Source organism: Rhodococcus sp. IEGM 1330 (genome assembly GCF_033142445.1).
In the GTDB taxonomy this organism is placed as follows: domain Bacteria; phylum Actinomycetota; class Actinomycetes; order Mycobacteriales; family Mycobacteriaceae; genus Rhodococcoides.
The window spans coordinates 65,899-85,575 of the sequence record NZ_JAWLSB010000015.1 but is presented as its reverse complement, the minus strand read 5'-3'; the positions used below and the strand labels follow the sequence as shown (position 1 = coordinate 85,575).

17 protein-coding genes are annotated in these 19,677 nt (G+C 64.0%); 8 read left to right on the top strand and 9 right to left on the bottom strand.

What is annotated here, in order from left to right:
- The first annotated feature begins 255 nt into the window (after positions 1–255).
- Genes R4P57_RS25495 through R4P57_RS25485 form a run of 3 tightly spaced genes read left to right on the top strand, consistent with a single transcriptional unit; the run spans position 256 to position 5,001 of the window.
- The gene (locus R4P57_RS25495; RefSeq protein WP_317805650.1) at positions 256–2,553 is read left to right on the top strand and encodes a glycerol-3-phosphate 1-O-acyltransferase; all 2,298 of its coding nucleotides are present in this window, start codon (positions 256–258) and stop codon (positions 2,551–2,553) included.
- Positions 2,550–3,977, top strand: a complete 1,428-nt coding sequence (locus R4P57_RS25490; RefSeq protein WP_317805649.1) for an HAD-IB family hydrolase — start codon at positions 2,550–2,552, stop codon at positions 3,975–3,977. The genes R4P57_RS25495 and R4P57_RS25490 overlap by 4 nt, the downstream gene beginning before the upstream one ends.
- Complete coding sequence (locus R4P57_RS25485) at positions 3,970–5,001, top strand: adenylate/guanylate cyclase domain-containing protein (RefSeq protein ID WP_317805648.1); 1,032 nt, start codon at positions 3,970–3,972, stop codon at positions 4,999–5,001. The genes R4P57_RS25490 and R4P57_RS25485 overlap by 8 nt, the downstream gene beginning before the upstream one ends.
- Here the strand turns inward: R4P57_RS25485 and R4P57_RS25480 are convergent.
- From R4P57_RS25480 to R4P57_RS25445, 8 genes are read right to left on the bottom strand one after another with little or no spacing between them, the layout of a single operon-like run.
- Positions 4,983–6,044 carry an MSMEG_0565 family glycosyltransferase gene (locus tag R4P57_RS25480; protein WP_317805647.1) on the bottom strand — a complete coding sequence of 354 codons (1,062 nt, stop codon included), beginning with the start codon at positions 6,042–6,044 and terminating at the stop codon, positions 4,983–4,985. The two genes, R4P57_RS25485 and R4P57_RS25480, sit on opposite strands and share 19 nt — an antisense overlap.
- Positions 6,041–6,892, bottom strand: coding sequence for a carbon-nitrogen hydrolase family protein (locus tag R4P57_RS25475; protein ID WP_317805646.1), 852 nt, complete (start codon positions 6,890–6,892; stop codon positions 6,041–6,043). Before R4P57_RS25475 ends, R4P57_RS25480 begins: the two co-directional genes overlap by 4 nt.
- Before the next feature lie 7 nt (positions 6,893–6,899).
- Positions 6,900–8,201, bottom strand: a complete 1,302-nt coding sequence (locus R4P57_RS25470) for an MSMEG_0569 family flavin-dependent oxidoreductase (RefSeq protein WP_317805645.1) — start codon at positions 8,199–8,201, stop codon at positions 6,900–6,902.
- Entirely contained in the window at positions 8,198–8,488 is a 291-nt protein-coding gene (locus R4P57_RS25465; RefSeq protein WP_032396776.1) for an MSMEG_0570 family nitrogen starvation response protein, read from the bottom strand. Before R4P57_RS25465 ends, R4P57_RS25470 begins: the two co-directional genes overlap by 4 nt.
- Complete coding sequence (locus tag R4P57_RS25460) at positions 8,481–9,374, bottom strand: carbon-nitrogen hydrolase family protein (RefSeq protein WP_128645387.1); 894 nt, start codon at positions 9,372–9,374, stop codon at positions 8,481–8,483. The genes R4P57_RS25465 and R4P57_RS25460 overlap by 8 nt, the downstream gene beginning before the upstream one ends.
- A complete protein-coding gene (locus R4P57_RS25455; RefSeq protein ID WP_317805644.1) occupies positions 9,371–10,786 on the bottom strand; it encodes an MSMEG_0567/sll0787 family protein in 1,416 nt (471 codons plus the stop codon). The genes R4P57_RS25460 and R4P57_RS25455 overlap by 4 nt, the downstream gene beginning before the upstream one ends.
- Position 10,787: 1 nt before the next feature.
- Positions 10,788–11,843, bottom strand: coding sequence for an MSMEG_0568 family radical SAM protein (locus R4P57_RS25450; RefSeq protein WP_317805643.1), 1,056 nt, complete (start codon positions 11,841–11,843; stop codon positions 10,788–10,790).
- 9 nt (positions 11,844–11,852) lie between these two features.
- Entirely contained in the window at positions 11,853–12,377 is a 525-nt protein-coding gene (locus R4P57_RS25445) for an MSMEG_0572/Sll0783 family nitrogen starvation response protein (protein ID WP_027495238.1), read from the bottom strand.
- Between the two features lie 272 nt (positions 12,378–12,649).
- Between R4P57_RS25445 and R4P57_RS25440 the strand changes: the two genes are divergently transcribed.
- The 3 genes from R4P57_RS25440 to R4P57_RS25430 all read left to right on the top strand — a co-directional run bounded on the left by R4P57_RS25440 (position 12,650) and on the right by R4P57_RS25430 (position 15,328).
- Positions 12,650–13,030, top strand: a complete 381-nt coding sequence (locus tag R4P57_RS25440) for a hypothetical protein (RefSeq protein WP_317805642.1) — start codon at positions 12,650–12,652, stop codon at positions 13,028–13,030.
- Positions 13,023–13,427, top strand: a complete 405-nt coding sequence (locus R4P57_RS25435; RefSeq protein WP_317805641.1) for a hypothetical protein — start codon at positions 13,023–13,025, stop codon at positions 13,425–13,427. The genes R4P57_RS25440 and R4P57_RS25435 overlap by 8 nt, the downstream gene beginning before the upstream one ends.
- 479 nt (positions 13,428–13,906) lie before the next feature.
- Positions 13,907–15,328: an HNH endonuclease signature motif containing protein gene (locus R4P57_RS25430; RefSeq protein WP_317805640.1), complete on the top strand. Its 1,422-nt coding sequence runs from the start codon at positions 13,907–13,909 to the stop codon at positions 15,326–15,328.
- An 85-nt stretch (positions 15,329–15,413) separates the two neighbouring features.
- On the opposite strand, the gene R4P57_RS25425 is transcribed toward R4P57_RS25430, so the two are convergent.
- On the bottom strand, positions 15,414–15,842 hold the full coding sequence (locus R4P57_RS25425; RefSeq protein WP_032378553.1) for an SRPBCC family protein: 429 nt from the start codon (positions 15,840–15,842) through the stop codon (positions 15,414–15,416).
- Positions 15,843–15,901: 59 nt separating this feature from the next.
- Between R4P57_RS25425 and R4P57_RS25420 the strand changes: the two genes are divergently transcribed.
- Together R4P57_RS25420 and R4P57_RS25415 are read left to right on the top strand one after the other, a co-directional pair.
- Positions 15,902–18,214, top strand: coding sequence for an ATP-dependent DNA ligase (locus tag R4P57_RS25420; protein ID WP_317805639.1), 2,313 nt, complete (start codon positions 15,902–15,904; stop codon positions 18,212–18,214).
- A gap of 225 nt (positions 18,215–18,439) precedes the next feature.
- On the top strand, positions 18,440–19,654 hold the full coding sequence (locus R4P57_RS25415) for a lipase family protein (protein ID WP_317805638.1): 1,215 nt from the start codon (positions 18,440–18,442) through the stop codon (positions 19,652–19,654).
- Positions 19,655–19,677 lie beyond the last annotated feature (23 nt).

Genomic DNA, 19,677 nt, shown 5'->3' with positions numbered 1-19,677 from the left:
GTAACCGCAAGTAACTGTTACTTGGATTAACACTTAGATTGAGGTGGCCGAGAAGGCCGATGCCTTCAACTCTATACGACAGACCCGGCGCGCGCGCTTCGGGTCCACTCGATGTGCCGTCGACCCCCACCCAGCCGCACGACTCTCGGCGGTATCGGCGTCCCGGAACCACCTCACCGAACCACCCTCGCACACGGTTTCTGCCGCGTAGCCTGGCGGCGTGCCTTCTTACGAAGGTACGGAACAGGAGTCTCGATGTACCACCTCGACGCGGACGAACAGTCGCTCAGCGACGGTCCGCACGTGTATTTGCTCGATGCCAAATCCACCCTCGAGGTTCAGGCTCTGAATCAGTGGATCGACGCCACCACGCCGGACGGGGAACCTCGACCACCCTCGGTGGTGCTCTCCGGTGAGGCGAGAACGTCACTGTCGGACAGTGTTCGCGGATACGCCGACGATCCGCTGCTGATCCCGCTGCGGGTGACGCTGTCCGATCGCAAGAACGGCATTCTGCACCGAATCTTCGCTCCGCGCGGGCGCTCCAAGCCCACGCAGGTGTGGCAGCGATGGGTGGCGGGAGACGATCCCGACCACTCCGCAGTTCTCGTCGGCGAGCCCGCGACGCTCAGTGACCTACAGGATCGGTTCGAGCGCGGCGGCGGCACATCCCTGTCGTCGTTCATTCTGCGTCAGGCCAGTCTGGCTCTGGACAAGGCCGAGCGCGGCGTCATCGGCTCCGAGTACAAGATCCCGCGCTTCGTAGTCGAGGACATGACGGAGCAGAAGAAGTTCCGGGACGGAATCACCGAACTCGCGGAGCAGGTCGGCCAGGATCGCGCGGCCGTCGACAAGCGCGTCCAGGACATCCTCGGCGAGATGGTCGCAACCGAGACCCGCCGGGCAGTCGAGATGTGGGGAACCCTCGGGGCGTACTTCTCACGGGCGTACAAGGTCGACGTGGACCGCGATCAGCTGCAGAAGGTACGCGAACTCAACAAGAACTATCCGTTGGTGTTCCTGCCCAATCACCGTTCGTATCTCGATCCGCTCGTGTTGCGTCCGGCGCTGTTGGCCGAGGGGCTGCCACTCAATCACGTCATGGGCGGCATCAACGTCGGCTTCTGGCCGCTGGGTCCGATCGCCAAACGCAGTGGCGTCGTGCTGATTCAGCGCAAGTTCTCCGACGCGATCTACAAGTGGACGCTGCGTCAGTACATGAGCTTCCTGCTGAGCAAGCGATTCAACCTCGAGTGGTACATCGAGGGCGGCCGTAGCCGCACCGGAAAGCTCCGCCCGCCGCGGTTCGGCCTGTTGACCTATCTGGTCGACGCACTCGAGACCAGCGATGCAGAGGACGTCTATCTGGTTCCGACGTCCATCACCTACGACCGCCTGCACGAGGTGGGCGCGATGGCCGAGGAATCGCACGGAGCGAAGAAGCAGGCCGAGGGCATTCGGATGGCCATCGGCTACATCCGCGCGCAGGGCACGTTGCGCGGCAACGTGTACCTCAACTTCGGTGAGCCGATGTCGGTGGCGTCGATCGTCGCCGACAACCCCGACAAGCGAGTGGCCGTACAGAAGATCGCGCTCGGTGTCTCTCACGCGATCAACGACGCGACCCCGGTGACGCCGGCGGCGTTGGTCACCATGGCACTGCTCGGCATCGAGGATCGCGCCCTCAACGTCAACGAGATGTGGGCCATCATCGCCCCGCTCGCGCGCTACATCAAACGCCGCAACCTGCCCACCGCGGGCGGCGTGGACATCGCCGACGTCGACGTCGTGCGCTCGGCCGTCATCGCACAGGTCAACGCCAACGTCGTCAAGCGTTTCGACGACGGCCCCGAGCCTCTGTTCTATCTGGCTCAGGACAAGCATCTGGTGGCAGCGTTCTTCCGCAACAACGCTATCCACTTCTTCGTCATGCGTGCCATCGGCGAGTTGGTCGTTCTGCCGACCAGCGGCGAATCGACGCCACTGACCCAGGAATCCCTGTGGGAGTCGGCATTGCAGCTGCGTGATCTGCTCAAGTTCGAGTTCTTCTTCGGCGACAAGAAGGACTTCGGCGAACGGCTCGAATCCGAGGTCGATCTCATCGACCCGGACTGGCGCGCCAACATCAGCGACCCCGATTACGCTGCGCGACAACTTCAGTCACAGGATCTGCATCTGGCGCACCGCGTGTTGCAGCCGATCTTCGAGGCGTACCAGGTGGTTGCCGATCAGCTGATGTTGCTGCCTCAGAGCGGTGAGTTCGACAAGCAGAAGTTCATCGCGGAGTGCCTCGGTGCCGCTCAGGCCAGACGGCTTCGGCAGCAGCTCGATCACAGCGAGTCGATCTCCGGCGAATTATTCGATACTGCACTGCAATTGGCGGAGAATCGCGATCTCGTCGATTCCAGCTCCGACGGTATCGCACACCGACGCCGAGACTTCGCACTCGAGATCGATGAATGGGCACGCAAGGTGCGCACGATCCGCGACATGGCCCACCGCATGCTGCGCGCTGTGGAACCGATCTCGGCCCCCGAGGAGAACAATTCATGACCGAGTTCGACGATCGACTGATCGCGATCGCCGCCGCTCCACCCGGCCGAGACACCGTTGCGTTCTTCGATCTCGACGGCACCCTGATCAACGGATTCTCGGCCCGTGCAGTGTTTCTCGAACGACTCAAGACCCTCGACGTGACGGTCAAGGAACTGTGGGAGATATCGAGCGCCGTCGTCGAGATGCGGATGCGCAACTCCCCGGTCGACAACCTGATGGGCAAGGCTGTCCGCGGTCTGGAGGGCCGTCGGGAAGACGATCTGATGGAACAGGCATACACGTTGTTCCGCAACGAGATCGCGCCGATGATCTACCCGCAGGCCCGTACCCTCGTCGAAGCCCACCGCCACGCCGGCCATCGACTGGTGATGGCCACCTCGGCCACGCCGTACCAGGCGCTGCCCGTACAGCAGGACATGATGTTCGAGACACTGCTGTGCACCACTCCCGTGGTCACCGACGGCATCCTGACCGGCGAGCTGGTCGGCGATTCGCTGTGGGGACCACGCAAGGCACAGGCCGCGATCGACTACGCCGAACGTGAGGGAATCGCTCTCGCCGGCTGCTTCGCCTATTCCAACGGCGGAGAGGACGTGCCACTGCTCGAGGCCGTCGGCCGCCCCATCGCTCTGAACCCGGATCCGGAACTACAGCGGTACGCGGCGAAGAAGCAGTGGCCGTCGCTGACGTTGGAGAGTCCCAAGCGCGGCACCGATCTGACCTCCGCCGTGCGCAGCACCGCCGCTCTGGGCTCGGTGCTGGCCAGCGCGTCGATCGGCCTCGGCCTGGGGCTCCTGACGCGCAGCCGCCGCAACGGAGCGAACATCACGAGCACTATTGCGCCGGACATCGCGCTGACCATCGCCGGAGTGAAACTCGACGTGACCGGCACCGAGAACGCATGGTCGGCGCGGCCGGCTGTGTTCATGTTCAACCATCAGAGCACCGCCGACTCGATCATCGTCACCTCCATTCTCCGACGGGACATCACCGCGGTCGCCAAGCGAGAACTCGAACGCGACCCACGATTCGCACTGCTGGGCAGGATCTTCGATGTCGCCTACGTCGACCGTGGCGATCCATCTCAGGCGCGTGAGGCGATGCGTCCGGCCATCGAGAAGTTGCACAGTGGCATCTCGGTCGCCATCGCGCCCGAGGGCACGCGGATGCCGACGTCGCGTCTCGGCCGATTCAAGAAGGGCGGCTTCCACCTGGCGATGCAGGCCGGAGTGCCCATCGTTCCGATCGTCATCCACAATGCGGGCGACGTGATGTGGAAAAAGGATTTCACCGTCCATTCCGGTACCGTCAGGGTCACCATCGGCGAGCCCATTCCCACCACGGACTGGGAGCCCGACAAGATCGACGCGTACGTGGACGATGTCCGTTCCTATTTCGACAGAACGTTGGGATATGCCTGAGAACCAGATCAACTCGGTGGTGCAAGCGGAGATCGAACGCAATCTCCTGGGGGGCACGCCGAGGTACACCCGTTCCGACATCGTCAGCAAGTCGGGGCTACCGCTCGAACGGGTCATCGCGCTGTGGATCGGCATGGGCTTTCCCATCCACACCGACACCGAGGCGGTCGTCTACACCGACGCGGACCTCGAGGCACTGAAGTTGATCACCGGACTCACCGAGCAGAAGGTCATCAAGCCCGAGATGGAGGTCGCGATTGCGCGCACCCTCGGCCAGTCGATGTCCAGGCTCGCGGAATGGCAAGTGGGCGTGGTGAACTCTCACATACTCGAGCGCATCACCAGTATCGACGAGGACAAGAACGACATCGACGCGATCCGGCGCAACGCCAGGGACATCGCCGCCGAGACGGTCCCCACCCTCGAAGCGCTCCAGGCGTATACCTGGCGACGGCACTTGGCCGCGGCGGCCGGCCGGTCCATCGCCGCTCCCGACGACGCCACCGACAGTCCCGTCATGGCCGTCGGCTTCGCGGACATGGTCGGCTACACCAGTCTGACGCGTCGACTCGACATCGGAGAACTGACTACGCTCCTCGAGGAGTTCGAGTCACTCGCCACCAATATCATTGCGCGCGGACGTGGTTCGGTGATCAAGAACGTCGGCGACGAGGTCATGTTCAGCGCCCAGACCCCCGAGGACGCCGCCCACATCGCCCTCGACCTGCAGGACGCCTTCGCCGAGCAGGAGGACATGCCGGACCTGCGGGTCGGGCTGGCCTGGGGCCCCGTACTGGCCCGCTACGGTGACCTGTACGGGTCGGTGGTCAACATCGCTGCGCGCCTTACCAGTTCGGCCAATCCGGGAACGACACTCGTCGACACCGTCATGACCGAGGAACTGAGTCACGATTCCGAGTTCTACCTCAAATCGATTCGCTCACTGCGGGTCAAGGGCTTCCACAAGCTCAAGCCCCATCGACTCGAGCGCAACAAGCGCAGCGGTCACCGGATCGAGGAGTAGAACTCCACATGTCGACGCGCGGCCTCGTCCCAGGTGAGGCCGTGTGCGAGCGTCAGGCCCGGTAGTGGATTCCGCGGTTCTCGCACGGCGCGTTCTAGCTCGGCTGCCATGGTCGCCGATGTGGAAGCGTAGGTAACGCTGTCTCCGAACACTTCCCGCAGTACCGGTAGATCTCGCGCGACGACGGGAGTCGACGCGGCGAGTGCCTCCATGGCGGCCAGTCCGAAGCCCTCCTTGGTGGAGAAGAACGGCAGCACGGCGGCCTGCGCCACGAGGTGCGGCAACTCGTCGTCGTCGACGGTACCGAGTATCACCGGCTCGATACCGAGTTCGGCTGCGCGGCGGTCGAATTCCGCACGATAGTCGCGGTAGTCGAACAGCGTCTCGCCGCCGGCGAAGACCAATCGCAGATCGAGTGCACGCAGTCGGGCGAAGGCGTCGAGTAGATCGAGACTGCCCTTGCGCGGTTCGATACCTCCGACTGCAAGCACGTACCGGCCGAGCTTCTCGCGCCAGTGTGATCGGCCCGATTGCGCAGCTGCGGTGAACCTCTCGGCGTCGACGCCGTTGGGGATGACCGTGGGCTCGAATCCCCATCCGCGTTGCACATCGCTCGCCACCGCTGCCGACACGCAGATGCGCGCATACGGGGCAATGATCGCGCGTTCGTGGCACGCGGCCAGCTCGGGCGTGGTGAACTCGTCCAGGTGATGGATGGTCCTGACGCAGCGGCCGACGGCATTGGCGGAGATGCAGTCCTGCGCATGGACGATGTCGTACTCGTCCGGTGTGAAGGCTTGCCGCAGAACATCTATGGACCGCAGAATCCGTTCACCGACGCTCTCGTTCTCGCGCTGCTCGAACGGCACCATGCGCACGGTCACGGCTGGGTCGACATCACGAAAGAACTCACTGTCGCCACCGCGGCCCAGAGACCACACCGAAACGTCATGCCCGGCGCGCGCCAGTGCCTCGGCCAGCGCAAGCGTGTGCACCACTCCACCGCGGGGCTTGGACGAGTAGGTCGACAAGCTGATCTTCACTGACCCGCCTTCTCCTGCAGCAGATTCGGATATGCGTCGACTCGACGCTCCGCCAGGTGATGCAGCCCTCGGCGGGCTCGGTCGACCTCGGCGTCGACATCGATCTCGTGCACCGCAAGACCCCCTTTGGACCAGGTCCGCGCCAGGACGTCGCCACCCGGGCCGACGATCTTCGCCTGCCCGAGAAAGCGCAGGGAACCCATCACTCCGGTTTGATTGGACGAAACCAGCACCACCTGGTTCTCGGCCGCCCGGGCCGCGTCGTACAGGTCGAACAGACGGGACTGCCGATCGTTCGGCAGCGAGGACGCCCGATCTGTGACGCTTGCAGGCCACGCAGACAGCGCCGCAATGATTCTCGCACCGTCGAGTGCCAACGTCCGCGCCGACTCCGGAAACGTCTTGTCGTAGTCGATCAGCATCCCCATCCGCCCCACCGGGGTATCGAAGGCCTCGAAGTGGTCACCGGCCGCGTAGGCGAGCGACTCCCCGAGCGGCTGGTGCACCTTGCGGTGACTACCCAGAATGCCGTCTCCCGTCAGACAAGCAGCAGCGTTGTACCGCAATCCTTTCGACAGCTCGGTGTACCCGATGCAGATCGTCATGTCTCCGGCCGCGGCGATGATCGCCGCCAGTTCTGGACCGTCGGGATCGAGGGTGGGCGGCAGTTCCGCGGGATCCGGATTGCTCAGGCTGTTGATGTAGCCCCCGAGGGACGCGTCGGGCAGCACCAGGAGATCGATACCTTCTCGGGCCGCACTGGAGATGATCGTGGTGATCTTCAGTACCGCCCGGTCGACGTCTCTCCCGAAATGCGCTGCCAGCGCTCCGATCTTGATGGGGGCCACCGGAAACTCAGACCATCTGACTCTGCGGTTGCGCCGAGTTTCGAGACTGCACTGCACTGATCTCGAGGCCGATCTGGTCGGCGAGGAACTGCGCGTCCCGCGCCACCGAGGCGAAGCGTCCCGAACCCCAGGTGTGCTGCCACGGCAGCCCCAGGAAGTACAGGCCCGGCACCGAGGTGACGCCGCGGTTGTGTGTCGGGTGACCCTCGCCGTCGAAGGCTCCGACCTTGAGCCACCGGTAGTCGGTGCGGAAGCCGACCGACCAGACGACGGCCTTGACATCGGCGGCGGCGAGGTCGAGTTCGGTGGTCTCGGTCTCCGGACGCCACACCGGCACGTAGCGATCCTCGGTGGGGGCGCTGATTCCCTCGCGCTCGATGTAGGCGTCGATGTTGTCCTTGATGCTTTCGGCCACCCGATCGGCTGCATCGAGAGATGCCCCGAGAGTGGGTGCGAACTGCAGAATGCCGTCCTCGACGCCGAGCAGTCGGCCGTAGAGCTTCATGCCCTCGGTGGCGAACGCGCGCAGGTCGATGTCTCGACCACCGTCACGTCCGGTGACGTAGTGGTTCGTGTTCTCGCGTTTGCCGACGCCACCGGGTTGATCTTCGATGGAGACATCGTAGACCCCCATGTCGTGCAACCAGGCGACACAGTCGCGTCCGCGATAGAAGCGTGCGACGCGGGGAGCGGTGCCGGCCACCAGGTGGACGCGTCGGCCGTCGAGGTGCAGGTCCTCGGCAATCTGGGCACCGGACTGTCCGGTGCCGACCACCAGCACGTCTCCGTCCGGGAACTGGTGTGACCCGCGGTAATCGGACGAGTGTATCTGGACGATGTCGCGCGATAGCTTCTCGGCGAACCGCGGAATGGTGGGGATGTGATACCCACCGACAGCGACGACGATCTGGTCGGCATACATGGGGCCGGCGGAGGTCTGCAGGTCGAAGCCACCATCCGCAGATTGCAAGGCCTGATCCACCGAAACACGCTCTTGCACCGGCGCATCGAAGCTCTCGGCGTAGCGGCGCACGAAGGCATGGACCTCGTCGCGCTGCATGAATCCGTCGGGATCGTCACCGTCGTAGGAGTATCCGGGAAGTGCGCACTGCCAATTCGGCGTGACGAGAGTGAAGTTGTCCCACCGGGAGTCCTTCCACTCGTGTGCGATGGTGTCGCGCTCCAACACGACATGTTCGATGCCGCGCTGGGTCAGATGCCAGCTGATGGACAGGCCGGCCTGGCCGCCGCCGATGACGATCACTCGATGATGTTCGACGACGTTCTCGGTCCCACTGTTCGGATTCATAACAATTCAGCTCCCGACATGCTCAGTACGCGAACGGCACCGGCCTCGTACGAGGTACTGACACCGTGGATCTCCTCCATCTGCTGCGCGGCCGAGGTGCACCGCATGCCGAACTTGGCAAGCACTCGATCGCTGGCGATCGTCAGTGCCTCCGACGTCCGCTGCACGAACTCCGCCACCGGATACTCCTGGCCGGGCGTCAGGTAGTCGTGCATCACCAACGAAGGGGAATAGCAGGACTGTTCGCGTCCGTCGGGCCACCGAACGAGGAACGACATCTCAGGCATGGATCGGCTCCTTCGTGATGGTCCGGTACACGGACGGTCGACGATCGCGAAGGTTGTACATGCCGCCGCCGCGTGCCGCGCCGATGAGGGCAGCGACGTCGACTGTGGCCGTGGCCAAGCCCGGTTCGACGCCCGTTCCGGCGAGGATCTCTCCGCCGGGCCCGACGATCTTCGCGCTGCAGACGAATCGAAGAGATCCGAAGGTACCTGCCTGATTGGCTGCGACCCAGATGATCTGGTTCTCGAGAGCGCGGGCTCTGTCGTAGATGTCGAACCGCTGCTTCCACCGGTCCTCTTCCATGTTCTCGACAGTCGCGGTGCGGGCCGTCGGCCAGGCGGAGATGGATGCGACGATCTCGGCACCGTCGAGCGCCAGTTCCCTTGCCGCCTCTGGGAATCCCTTGTCGTAGCAGATCTGCATGCCCATGCGGCCGATCGGAGTGTCGAAAGCGGAGTAGCTGTCTCCCGCGTCGTAGCAGAGATTTTCACCCAGCGGCTGGTGCACCTTGCGGTAGGAACCCAGAATGCCGCTACCGTCGACCGTCACGGCGGCGTTGTAGCGGGTGTCACCGTCCTTCTCGCAGAAGCCGAAGGTGATGACGGTATCGCCCGCCATGTCGATGACGCGTCTGATCTCGGGGCCGTCGAGTTCGAGGGCCGGGGGCAGTGCCTTCAAACGACGCTGCCGCGACTCCTCGGTCTCGTCGCCGCCGCCGAGGCTCGGCAGGTAGCCACCGAGGCAGGCCTCGGGCAGGACGAGTAGTTGGCTGCCGCGGTTGCGTGATTCCTCGAGCAACGCGGCGATGGTGGCGTAACCCTGTTCCATGTCGCGACCGAACTCGGCTGCGGCGACAGAAATGGTGACGGGCTTCGGGTGGGTGGTCATGCTTCTCCCAATCCGGTCACGGTGGAGGTGACCGCGCGAGTGGTGATTCCATCGGGCCATCGCAGTGCGACACCCGGAATGTCGGTGAGCTCTCCGCAGACTGCGGACAGTGCAGGTCCGGACGGTGCAGTAGGTGCACCGGGACGGTCCGCGGTGATCATCGCGAACCCTGGAAAACACGTGATCCATTCGCCCATCGACGATGCGTCGGGCTTCGGTATCGAGGCGATGTCGAGTACGGCACCGGTTCCGCTCGCCTCGGCGAGCATTCCGGTGGTGCCGGCCAGGCCCGCCATCGAGATGTCCTTGGCGGCCTTGGGTGCGGTGCGGGCGACGAACGACGCCATTGCCGTCAGTTCGTCGGAGTTTCGGCGAGAGGACGAATCCCATTGCTGACCATGGTATCCGCGCCGCCACTCGCCTTCGATGTCTGCGGTGAGCGTCAACCGATCGCCGACGCTTCCGCCGCCCGCACGTACCGGTCGCGAGGTCCGGCCGAGTGCGGTGACCGACAGCGACGACGGCACCCCGGCCTGGGTGTGACCACCGAGCACCGGAACCTGCCATGCCGCAGAGGCATTGGCGAGACCACGGATGATGCGGGTCAGCCGACTCTGCGTGGGGGCTCCGACGGAATCGAGCATTCCGACAGCTCGTGCTCCCATCGCCGAGAGGTCGTTCAGATTGACCAGCGCCGCGCACCACCCGGCCCACTCCGGGTCACGATCGACCATGGAGGGGATGATGGCATCGCACGCGGCGATCATGTCGCTACCTGGTACCGGGACGCCGTCGTCGCCGCGAAAGCCTTTGGCACCGAGCCCGAGTGGCTGCGCACGGAGAGGTGCGAGTACCCCGGCGAGCATCGCCTTGGTCGAAGACACGAGCCGTTCGATGCGGTCGATCGGCCAGTACATCGCCACGTGCGGGGTGTTGGCCACCTCGACGTCACCGCGGCGAATCCACCCGAGGCGGGTGAACAGTTGCTCGTTGCTCTTCTGCACCGTCGCGTCGAAGCGAAGTACCCCTCGACTCTCGGCATGGGCGCAGGCTGCCCGAACAAGGGCAGGCCCGACGCCGGAAGTGCGTGCCGCGGCAGAGACCACGAGGCGGCTTCCGGCCCACCACCCCAGATCCGTTGCGGTGCAGGGTGCCAGCCGCACTCCGCCGAGCACTGCGCCATCCCGATCGGTGGCGACCAGCACGACTGCCCGCGGATCGTCGTCGACGTCGTCGTGATCGGTGCCGGCGAACAAGCCCTGTTCGGCAACGAAGGTCGCTCTCCGGAGCGCACGATAGGCGTCGAGCTGCGCTGTGCTTCCGCACGGTTGGACGATGAACCGAGGCTCGACGACAGTGGTTGCAGTACCGGACAATCCGGCAAGGTCGCCCGCTTCTACGACACCGAACATGTCAGCCTCCCGCGTTCTGCAGAACGCTGCACGCACCACATGCCGCGCAGCCTGCCTTCTGTTCGGATCCGAGCATCGCCGCGGCCTGGAGTTCCTTGGCGACGCGTCGGGTGACGTTTTCGAGAACGTCTCGGCTGGGGGCCGTCGCTCGGTCGACGTCCACCGCCAACGTTCCGGCGAGCGGACGGAACGGAACGACGAAAGGATAGACGCCCATCTCGATGAGTTCTGCTGCCCCGGCTATCAATTCGTCGGGATCCTCGCCGAGCCCCACCAGGATGTACGTCGAGACCTGGTTGCGTCCGAAGACACGAACCGCTTCTTTCCACGCAGCGCGGTACTCGTCCATCGAGACCGAGGCCTTGCCCGGCATCCACCGGCGTCGAACGTCGTCGTCGAGAGATTCGACGTGGATGCCGATGGATTCGGCTCCGGCGTCGTACAGATCCGTAATCGTCTGCAGGTCGCCAGGGGGTTCGCACTGCACCTGGATCGGCAGCTGCGGAACCACAGCCTTGATGGCTCGCACGCATCGGGCCAAGTGACGGGCACCGCGATCTTTCGCGGCCGAGGTGCCGGTCGTCATGACCATCTGCGTGACGCCGTCGAGCCGTACCGCCGCCTCGGCCACCTCGGCGAGCTGCGCCGGGGTCTTGACGGCGATGGTGTCGCCGGCCTCGAGCGAGGCCTCGATGGAGCAGAAGCGGCAGCGTTGATCGGCGTCGTAGCGGATGCAGGTCTGCACCACGGTGGTCGCGAGAACGCTGGAGCCGTGGAGCTTGGCGATCTTCTCGTAGGCGATACCGTCTGCAGTGAAGAGGTCGTAGAACTTCGGACGGTCGACGGCCTGAACATCGAGACCGATGTCGTTGCCGTCGAACAACACTCGCCCTTCTTCGAGAACGTACGGGCTGAGCGGATTGCGGGGGATGGCTGCGCCGAGGCCATCGATCGTGACATGCCCGTCGTCGCTCGGCCCGGCGCCTGCCGTTCTCGAGACCGGCGTGTATCCTCGGATACCGAGCAACGCCAGATCTACACGCGTACTGACCGACATGGTTCGCTCCTAGACCATGTAGGTCGAGTTGATGATGGCACCCTTGCGTGCGTAGTGAATCAACGCATCCTGCACGTCCAGGGGGTGTGCCGGGATGACGCCCTCGATGAGGTCCTCTTCGCGGCCACCGTGCAATGCGAGCCCGAAGCGGCAACAGAACACGGTGCCACCCTCGGCGATGAACGTCGCGAGCGAATCGTTGATGTTCTGCTCGCCCGGGAAGCCGGAGTCGCCGGTCGTCGGAAAGCCCCGAGTAGCAAGGCAATTGATAGCGCCGGGACCGTAGAAGTACATGGCCGACTCGAAACCCTTGCGCAGAGCGCGCGTTGCCTGGAGCACAGCGACGAAGGAGACCGACGACTCGTGGGCGATGCCGTGCACCAGCGTGAAGTAGCTCTCGCCGTTCTCGGCCTTGTAGTCGGGGAAGATCTTGGTGGAGCCGTAGATGTTGCTGCCCTTGGGAAGTGACGGGTGCGGGATCTCTTCGAGGGACTTCTTGATGTTCTCGGCGATGGACTGGTCGAGGTCTGACACGGGTGTCTCCTGAGGTTCGCAGAGCTGGCTGAATGCAGTGGGCAACTACTCGAGATGCGGTGGACACCGATGGCCACCTGAGGAAGAGAGGTCATGTCCGGCGAGAGAGCAGATCCTCTGCGGCCATAGGACAAGTACAAGCCCCATCCATTTCCGATTGGTCACACCCGGAACAACGCCGTGTTTCGAGGGCCTCACAGTGTTGACGTGGCGTTACGCGGATAGTGTGGAGGCCGCACCACCCATCCACCACGAACCTGACGAGGAACTCGATGATCGGCGCCGTCACCGGCTTGTTGTATGCGTTGTCCCTGGTCGTAGGCGTCTGGGTACTCGCGAAGCTCGTCATGAACCGACCGGTTCTGCTGAAGAACAAGTCCGATCGAGCACTGTTCTGGACCATCGCCGCCACCGAGGCCGTCGTTGCGCTGCAGACCGTCATCGGGTTCGTCATGATGTTCACCTCGGATCGCGAGATACACCGGCTGACATTCGGGTCCTACCTCGTCGGACTGCTGTTCCTGCTCCCCCTCGGCACGTGGTGGTCCCTGGGCGACCGCTCCCGCGGCGGCACAGCAGTGCTCCTCGTTGCCGTCCTCACCCTCGCGGCCATGGTGCTGCGCCTGAGTCAGATTTGGGCCGGATATGCCTGACAACCTCCAGCAAGCGACGCGCACCGGATTCGGGCGCTTCCTCATCGCCGTCTACGCCGTGTTCGCCGTCGCCGCGACCTCACGCTCGATCGTGCAGCTCACCACACGATTCGACGACGCACCGGTGGCGTATCTGCTGTCGGCTTTCGCGGCGGTGGTCTACATCATCGCCACGGTAGGACTGGCCCGAGCAACCGAAGCATCGCGACGAGTGGTGACGGTCTCCTGCATCATCGAACTCGTCGGGGTGATCGGCATCGGCACCCTCAGCTACATCCAGCCCCAGGACTTCCCGGAGCCAACGGTGTGGTCGCACTTCGGATCCGGATACGTCTTCATCCCGGTGATACTCCCCATCGCGGGACTGTGGTGGTTGCGAAAGACTCGACAGCGGTAGGGGTCTGTTCTGATTTAGCCCTATTGGCTGAAGTTTCGACGCGCCACGGTTTCGCTCTCCGCTCAGGACTTGCACGACGATCAGCCTCGCCACCGACGACATCGCGGACACGCGAGGCATAACCGTCACCTTGGGGCATTTCCGTTCGCGCAGCTGACAAACGTGCGGGACGCTCCCCCACCGGCTCGTGGGACGCCCGTGCCGCGAAGTCGGCCGTTCATGACGGCGCAGGAGGCCGGCCGATGCGCTCGAGTTAAGCACCGCTGTTCGTCGACTTCAGGTGGGACGTCGAGATACTTGCCGCGTTGCTCGTGATCGGAACTGGGACCGGGACTGCGGCGACCATCATCCCGAAACGCGCGCAGCCGCTCCTATCACACGCCTCCGACAGGCTTTCTTTGGCGAATAGTTATGCAGCGCAATAGTTTTCGATTTGATCATCATTGCTTATCGAACGCACGTTCGATACACTTCATGGCATGACCGCAGCGATCTGGCAACTGAGCGAGAGCGAACTCCTCGCCGACGCTGCTGCGGTCTCCCACAAAATCCAACTGCTCGAAGCCCGGCGGATCGCCCTCGTCGGCGAGATCGACACCCGCGTCTCCCGCGAAAAACTCGGCTTCCCCGGACCCGCAGGCTGGCTCACCTCCACCACCCTGCTCTCGCCCTCCAAAGCGAACAAGATCGTCGCCCTGGGCCGCGGACTGAAGAACTTCCCCGACATCGCCGACGCCGTCAACACCGGCGTCATGACCATCGACCATGCAGCCTTGATTCTGACCTTCGCCGAAACACCCCCGAAGAACCTGCCGCAAGCCGGGCTGGACATCGCCCGTAAAGCCATGATCACCGCTGCGACCGGACCCCAAGCGCGCACCGGCCGCATCCGCGAAGCGATCACCAAACTCAACGACAGATTCGGCGGCAACAAACCACCTCCAGAGGACACCGACCGCAACGAATTCTTCGCCTCCAAGACCTTGAACGGCCGGTTGGTACTCAAAGGAGACTTCGATGCGATCACCGGAGAAGAACTCCTCACCGCACTCTCACCGCTGACCGAACCCCGACCGGCAGCCGACGGCACCCAAGACGATCGCAGCCCCGCCAGGCGCAGAGCCGACGCCTTCGGGCACATCCTCGACCAATACCTCGCCTCGAGCGACCGGCCCATCGAAGGTGGTGAACGACCCCACCTCAACCTGCACATCAGCCTCCGCGATCTCACCGACCTCCGAGACAGTGCCGACGCCGACGACATCACCGACGACGAAAACTCACGCGTAGCAGCCGAATCCGACACCGACACCGTCGATCCGGTCGACATCAACACCGGACACCCCATCACCCCTGACGCAACAACCGAGCCGGACCACGAAGACGGCAGCGGCAGCGGCACTGGCGGTGAGGGCGGTGCTGCCGCTGATCGCGGCGCGTATCGCGACTTGTTCGGCGACGGCACCACGGTCGGCTGGCTCCCGTGGATGGGACCACTCTCCCGCAACACCTCCCGCCAACTCGCCTGCGATTGTGTCCTCACTGCCATCGTCATGGACGAACACGGCTCCCCGATCAACCTCGCCCGCACCGCACGCACCGTCACCGCCAAACAACGCAAAGCCCTCACCGCCCGCGATCACGGTTGCGCATTCCCCGGCTGCGGGAAACCTGCCGCCTGGACCGAAGGACACCACATCTGGCACTGGGGCGACGGCGGCCCCACCGACATGAACAACCTCGTCCTGCTCTGCGGATTCCACCACCGACTCATGCACCATTCCGACTGGGAAGTGTTCATCGGCACCGATGGCCACCCCTGGTTCATCCCACCGGCAACCGTCGACCCCTACCGACAACCCAGACAATCCCACGCCCGAGCAGGCCCCCACATCGCATAACCATCGAAACCGACACCAGCCCCGCACCGAAACAACGGTGCGGGGCTGGAAGAGGTTGTCGTGCAGCTACTTCAGCGAAGAACTATCACTTCAACGCCGCCAGGTTCGCAACGGATTTCTTGACATCGGTATCGAGAGCGCGCGCCACCACCGATCCCACCGGACCGAACAGCACACCCCCACCGAATTTCGCGTCGAGCGTCAGCTCCGATCCGCCCTCGGCCTCACGCACATGGACGGTCAGCGAGATTCTCACCCCGCCTTTGCCGCGGCCGGACATCTCGATCAGCTTGGGCTCGTCGTATTGCGTGAAGGTCCAGTTGATCGTGTTCTTGAAACCCTTCACCTTCACCAGCGACTCGACTTCGGTGCCCTTGCCGACCTTCTTGGGTGGTGGGCTGCACCACCCACCGTGAATGGTCATCCACTCGTCGAACCGATCGAGCGCGGAAGCCTTGTCCCACGCGCCCTGCGGATTTTCGGGCATCTGCACCGAGACACTGATCGTCGCCATGAGATCGAGCCTGTCACAACTTGCCCGCAGGTTCTGACGTCGGCCACTAACCTGAGACGATGGCCACGCTCGAGATCGAAGGACGGAAGGTCTCCGTCACCAACCTCGACAAAGTGCTGTTCCCCGAAACCGGCACCACCAAGAGCCACATCATCGAGTACTACACCACCATCGCACCTGCGATGCTTCCTCACCTCGTGGGCCGCGCGGTGACCCGTAAGCGCTGGCCGAACGGCGTCGATCAGTCCTCCTTCTTCGAGAAGAACCTCGCCGCGTCTGCACCCGACTGGCTCGATCGGCGTTCGATGCAACACTCCGACCGCGTCGTCGCCTACCCACTGTTCTCCACTGCAGCCGATCTGGCATGGCTCGGTCAACAAGCGGCCATCGAAGCGCACGTGCCACAGTGGCGGTTCGACGGCACCGAACCCGGACCGGCCACCCGCATGGTCTTCGACCTCGACCCCGGCGACGACGTGGATCTCGCCCGATGCGCCGAAGTCGCCTGCGAGATAAGGGATCTGATCGGCGACATCGGCATGACCGCATATCCGGTCACCAGCGGCAGCAAAGGTATTCACCTGTACGTCCCGCTGGAGAAACCGCTGTCGACCTCCGGCGCGTCCACCGTCGCCAAACGTGTTGCCACCCTGCTCGAAGAACGATCACCGGACAGGGTTACGGCAACGATGGCGAAAGCGAAACGAACCGGGCGCGTGTTCGTCGACTGGAGCCAGAACAACGGCAAGAAGACGACGGTCGCACCGTACTCGCTACGCGGGCGCACACTTCCCACCGTCGCAGCACCACGCACCTGGGGCGAGCTGGAAGCGACCGGCCTGCAACAGCTTCGGTTCGAGGAGGTCCTGGAGCGCTTCGCGGACATCGGCGATCTGCTCGCCGATCTCGACCCCGCCATGGACTCTGCAGAGAAGAACCCCGAAATCAGCAGCACCACGGACAAACTCGTCAAGTACCGCAGCATGCGCAGCGCCGACAAGACCCCCGAGCCGATACCGACCACCACCGAACCCCAGGGCGACAACGACACATTCGTGATTCAAGAACATCATGCCCGACGGCTGCACTACGACTTCCGACTCGAACACGACGGCGTCCTGGTCTCGTGGGCCGTCCCGAAGAACCTCCCGGTGGACCCGAAGCAGAACCGGCTGGCGGTACACACCGAGGACCACCCACTCGAATACGCAACATTCTCCGGTCGGATACCCAAGGGCGAGTACGGCGGCGGTGACGTCTCGATCTGGGACAGCGGAACCTACGAACTCGAGAAGTGGCGAGACGACGAGGTCATCGTCGTCCTGCACGGAAAGAAGGCGCGCGGGCGGTTCGCGCTGATCCGCACCAAGGGCAGCCAGTGGTTGATGCACCTGATGAAAGAAGCACCCGACACCAGTGCAACCCCCGACCGACCCACGCCGGATAAACCCACGCCCAAGAACATCTCACCGATGCTCGCCACCGCCGGCGACATCCTCGATCTTCCGGACGACGAGTGGTCGTTCGAGGGCAAGTGGGACGGGTTCCGGATCGTCGCCGAACTGACGCACGGTTCGATGACGCTGCGGACGCGAAGCGGCAACGACTACACCGAGAAGTTCGGGGCACTCCAATCGCTGGCGGACGATCTGGCCGATCACGACGCCGTCGTCGACGGAGAAGTCGTGGTGTTCGACGACAGCGGCGTCAGCAGCTTCGAGAAACTGCAGAACGCCACCCGTGACCACATCCGATTCATCGCCTTCGATCTGCTCCACCTCGACGGCACGTCACTGCTGCGCAAGAAGTACTCGGATCGACGACGACTGCTCGAACTACTCACCACCGGACTCGACTCGGTACTGGTGCCGCCGCGGCTGACCGGGACCGCTGCGGACGCCATCGCCGAAAGCAGAGAACGGGGCTGGGAAGGCGTCGTCGCCAAACGAACGGACTCCATCTATCAACCCGGCAAACGCGCCAACACCTGGATCAAGTTCAAGAACTGGCGGACCCAGGAGATCGTCATCGGCGGGTGGCGTCGGGGGCAGGGTCGTCGTTCCGGCGGGTTCGGCTCACTACTGATGGGCATTCCCGACGGGGACCGACTGCGCTACGTGGGACGCGTCGGAACCGGGTTCGACGACCGTGCGCTCGATACCCTCGCTGCCCTCCTCGCCCCCCTCGAGGCGTCGGACAGTCCTTTCTCCTCGGTGCTGCCCGCGGCCGATCGGAACGGAGCGGTATGGGTGGAGCCTGTACTCGTCGGCGAGGTGCGGTTCTACGAGGCCACGGAATCCGGCCATCTGCGACACCCGAGCTGGCGCGGCCTGCGCCCGGACAAGGAACCGAAGGCGGTGCGTGAGGAATGACGAGAATGCCTCGGGCGAAAAACTTGAATCCGATCGAAGAAACGAGGATAGGTAACGTTCGGTTGCCATAAAATGAGCGGATGCGTACCGTTGCGCCCATCGTTTCCGGGGGAGCGAAACAAGTCACGCATCATCAGCTATAACGGTTTGCGGGCCGGCTCTACGGGGGCTTGCCAGATCGCCGCAGCGCTCGTCGCTTCGGTTCAGGCACGGAGGGGTTTTCACATGCGGGTTCTCAAGTTGGCAGGCGCTGTCAGCATGACGGCGGTTGCAGTTCTGTGTTCGTCACTCGTCGGCGCAGGTCAAGCAGCTGCGGCGCCGTTGTTTCCGTCGCCCATCGCGGACGGCTTCTACTCTCCGCCTGTGGATCTCGACGCACTGGCACCGGGCGACGTGATCTCCAGCCGCCCGATGCCCCCGCCCCCCGGATTCTTCGGCGTCGACGTGTGGCAGCTGAATTTCCGCTCCACCAATTCGGCCGGCGATCCCATCGCCGCAATCAATACCGTGTTGGTTCCGCAAAACAAAGCGCCGAATGGGCCGGTGCTTTCCTACCAACACATCATCAATGCTCTCGGTCTCGAATGTGCACCTTCACAAGCGCTCTGGTCGAGCGACCCCAATCTCCAGATTCGGGAAGCTCCCGCTCTGAATGCAGTACTGCAGCGCGGCTGGACCGTCGTGATCGCCGATCACCTCGGACCCAACAGCGCCTACGGTGCCGCCAAGCTCGGCGGGCAGATCGTACTGGACAGCATTCGCGCCACTCAGCGCTTCGATCCCATCCAGGTTCAGCAGAGCCCGGTTGCGTTGGCCGGCTACTCCGGCGGCGGAATGGCCACGGCATGGGCAGCTGCGCTTCAGAACGACTACGCACCCGAGCTGAACATCGTCGGCAGCGCGAACGGTGGTGCTCCGATGAACCTCGAGCGTATGGCCCGCGATCTCGGTTTCGCCCCGCACCCCATGTTCGGTCTGGCGTTCGCTGCCGCGCTCGGTATCGAGCGCGAGTACCCCACCCGCATCCCGATCAGCTCTCAGCTCAACCCGCTCGGTAAGCAGATCGAGAGCCAGATCCAGAACGGGTGCACCAACGACATCATCGCGGCAGGCGCGGGCAAGAGTGCCATGGAGGTCGCGGGCACGCTGGACCTGATCAGCAGCCCGGAAGCGATCGCCGCAGTCAACGACAACAGCGTCGAGCTGTACCCCGGCGTACCGAAGGCACCGTACTTCGAGTGGCACAGCCCGTCCGATGCGTTGATCCCGGTCAGCGCCATCGACAACACGATTGCCCGTTACTGCCGCGCCGGAGTCCTGGTGACCGAGGTGAAGGTACCCAGCAACGATCACCTGACTGCTGCAGTGCTCGGCCTGCCTCAGGCGCTCGAGTGGATCGACCAGCGATTCGCCGGAGTACCGGCTACGTCCAACTGCTGATCGGGTAACCCGACCCCTGGCAG

Coding starts and splice junctions, on each gene's coding strand:
- R4P57_RS25495 (WP_317805650.1), top strand. CDS start 256: ATGTACCACCTCGACGCGGACGAACAGTCGCTCAGCGACGGTCCGCAC.
- R4P57_RS25490 (WP_317805649.1), top strand. CDS start 2,550: ATGACCGAGTTCGACGATCGACTGATCGCGATCGCCGCCGCTCCACCC.
- R4P57_RS25485 (WP_317805648.1), top strand. CDS start 3,970: ATGCCTGAGAACCAGATCAACTCGGTGGTGCAAGCGGAGATCGAACGC.
- R4P57_RS25470 (WP_317805645.1), bottom strand. CDS start 8,201: ATGAATCCGAACAGTGGGACCGAGAACGTCGTCGAACATCATCGAGTG.
- R4P57_RS25465 (WP_032396776.1), bottom strand. CDS start 8,488: ATGCCTGAGATGTCGTTCCTCGTTCGGTGGCCCGACGGACGCGAACAG.
- R4P57_RS25460 (WP_128645387.1), bottom strand. CDS start 9,374: ATGACCACCCACCCGAAGCCCGTCACCATTTCTGTCGCCGCAGCCGAG.
- R4P57_RS25455 (WP_317805644.1), bottom strand. CDS start 10,786: ATGTTCGGTGTCGTAGAAGCGGGCGACCTTGCCGGATTGTCCGGTACT.
- R4P57_RS25450 (WP_317805643.1), bottom strand. CDS start 11,843: ATGTCGGTCAGTACGCGTGTAGATCTGGCGTTGCTCGGTATCCGAGGA.
- R4P57_RS25440 (WP_317805642.1), top strand. CDS start 12,650: ATGATCGGCGCCGTCACCGGCTTGTTGTATGCGTTGTCCCTGGTCGTA.
- R4P57_RS25435 (WP_317805641.1), top strand. CDS start 13,023: ATGCCTGACAACCTCCAGCAAGCGACGCGCACCGGATTCGGGCGCTTC.
- R4P57_RS25430 (WP_317805640.1), top strand. CDS start 13,907: ATGACCGCAGCGATCTGGCAACTGAGCGAGAGCGAACTCCTCGCCGAC.
- R4P57_RS25425 (WP_032378553.1), bottom strand. CDS start 15,842: ATGGCGACGATCAGTGTCTCGGTGCAGATGCCCGAAAATCCGCAGGGC.
- R4P57_RS25420 (WP_317805639.1), top strand. CDS start 15,902: ATGGCCACGCTCGAGATCGAAGGACGGAAGGTCTCCGTCACCAACCTC.
- R4P57_RS25415 (WP_317805638.1), top strand. CDS start 18,440: ATGCGGGTTCTCAAGTTGGCAGGCGCTGTCAGCATGACGGCGGTTGCA.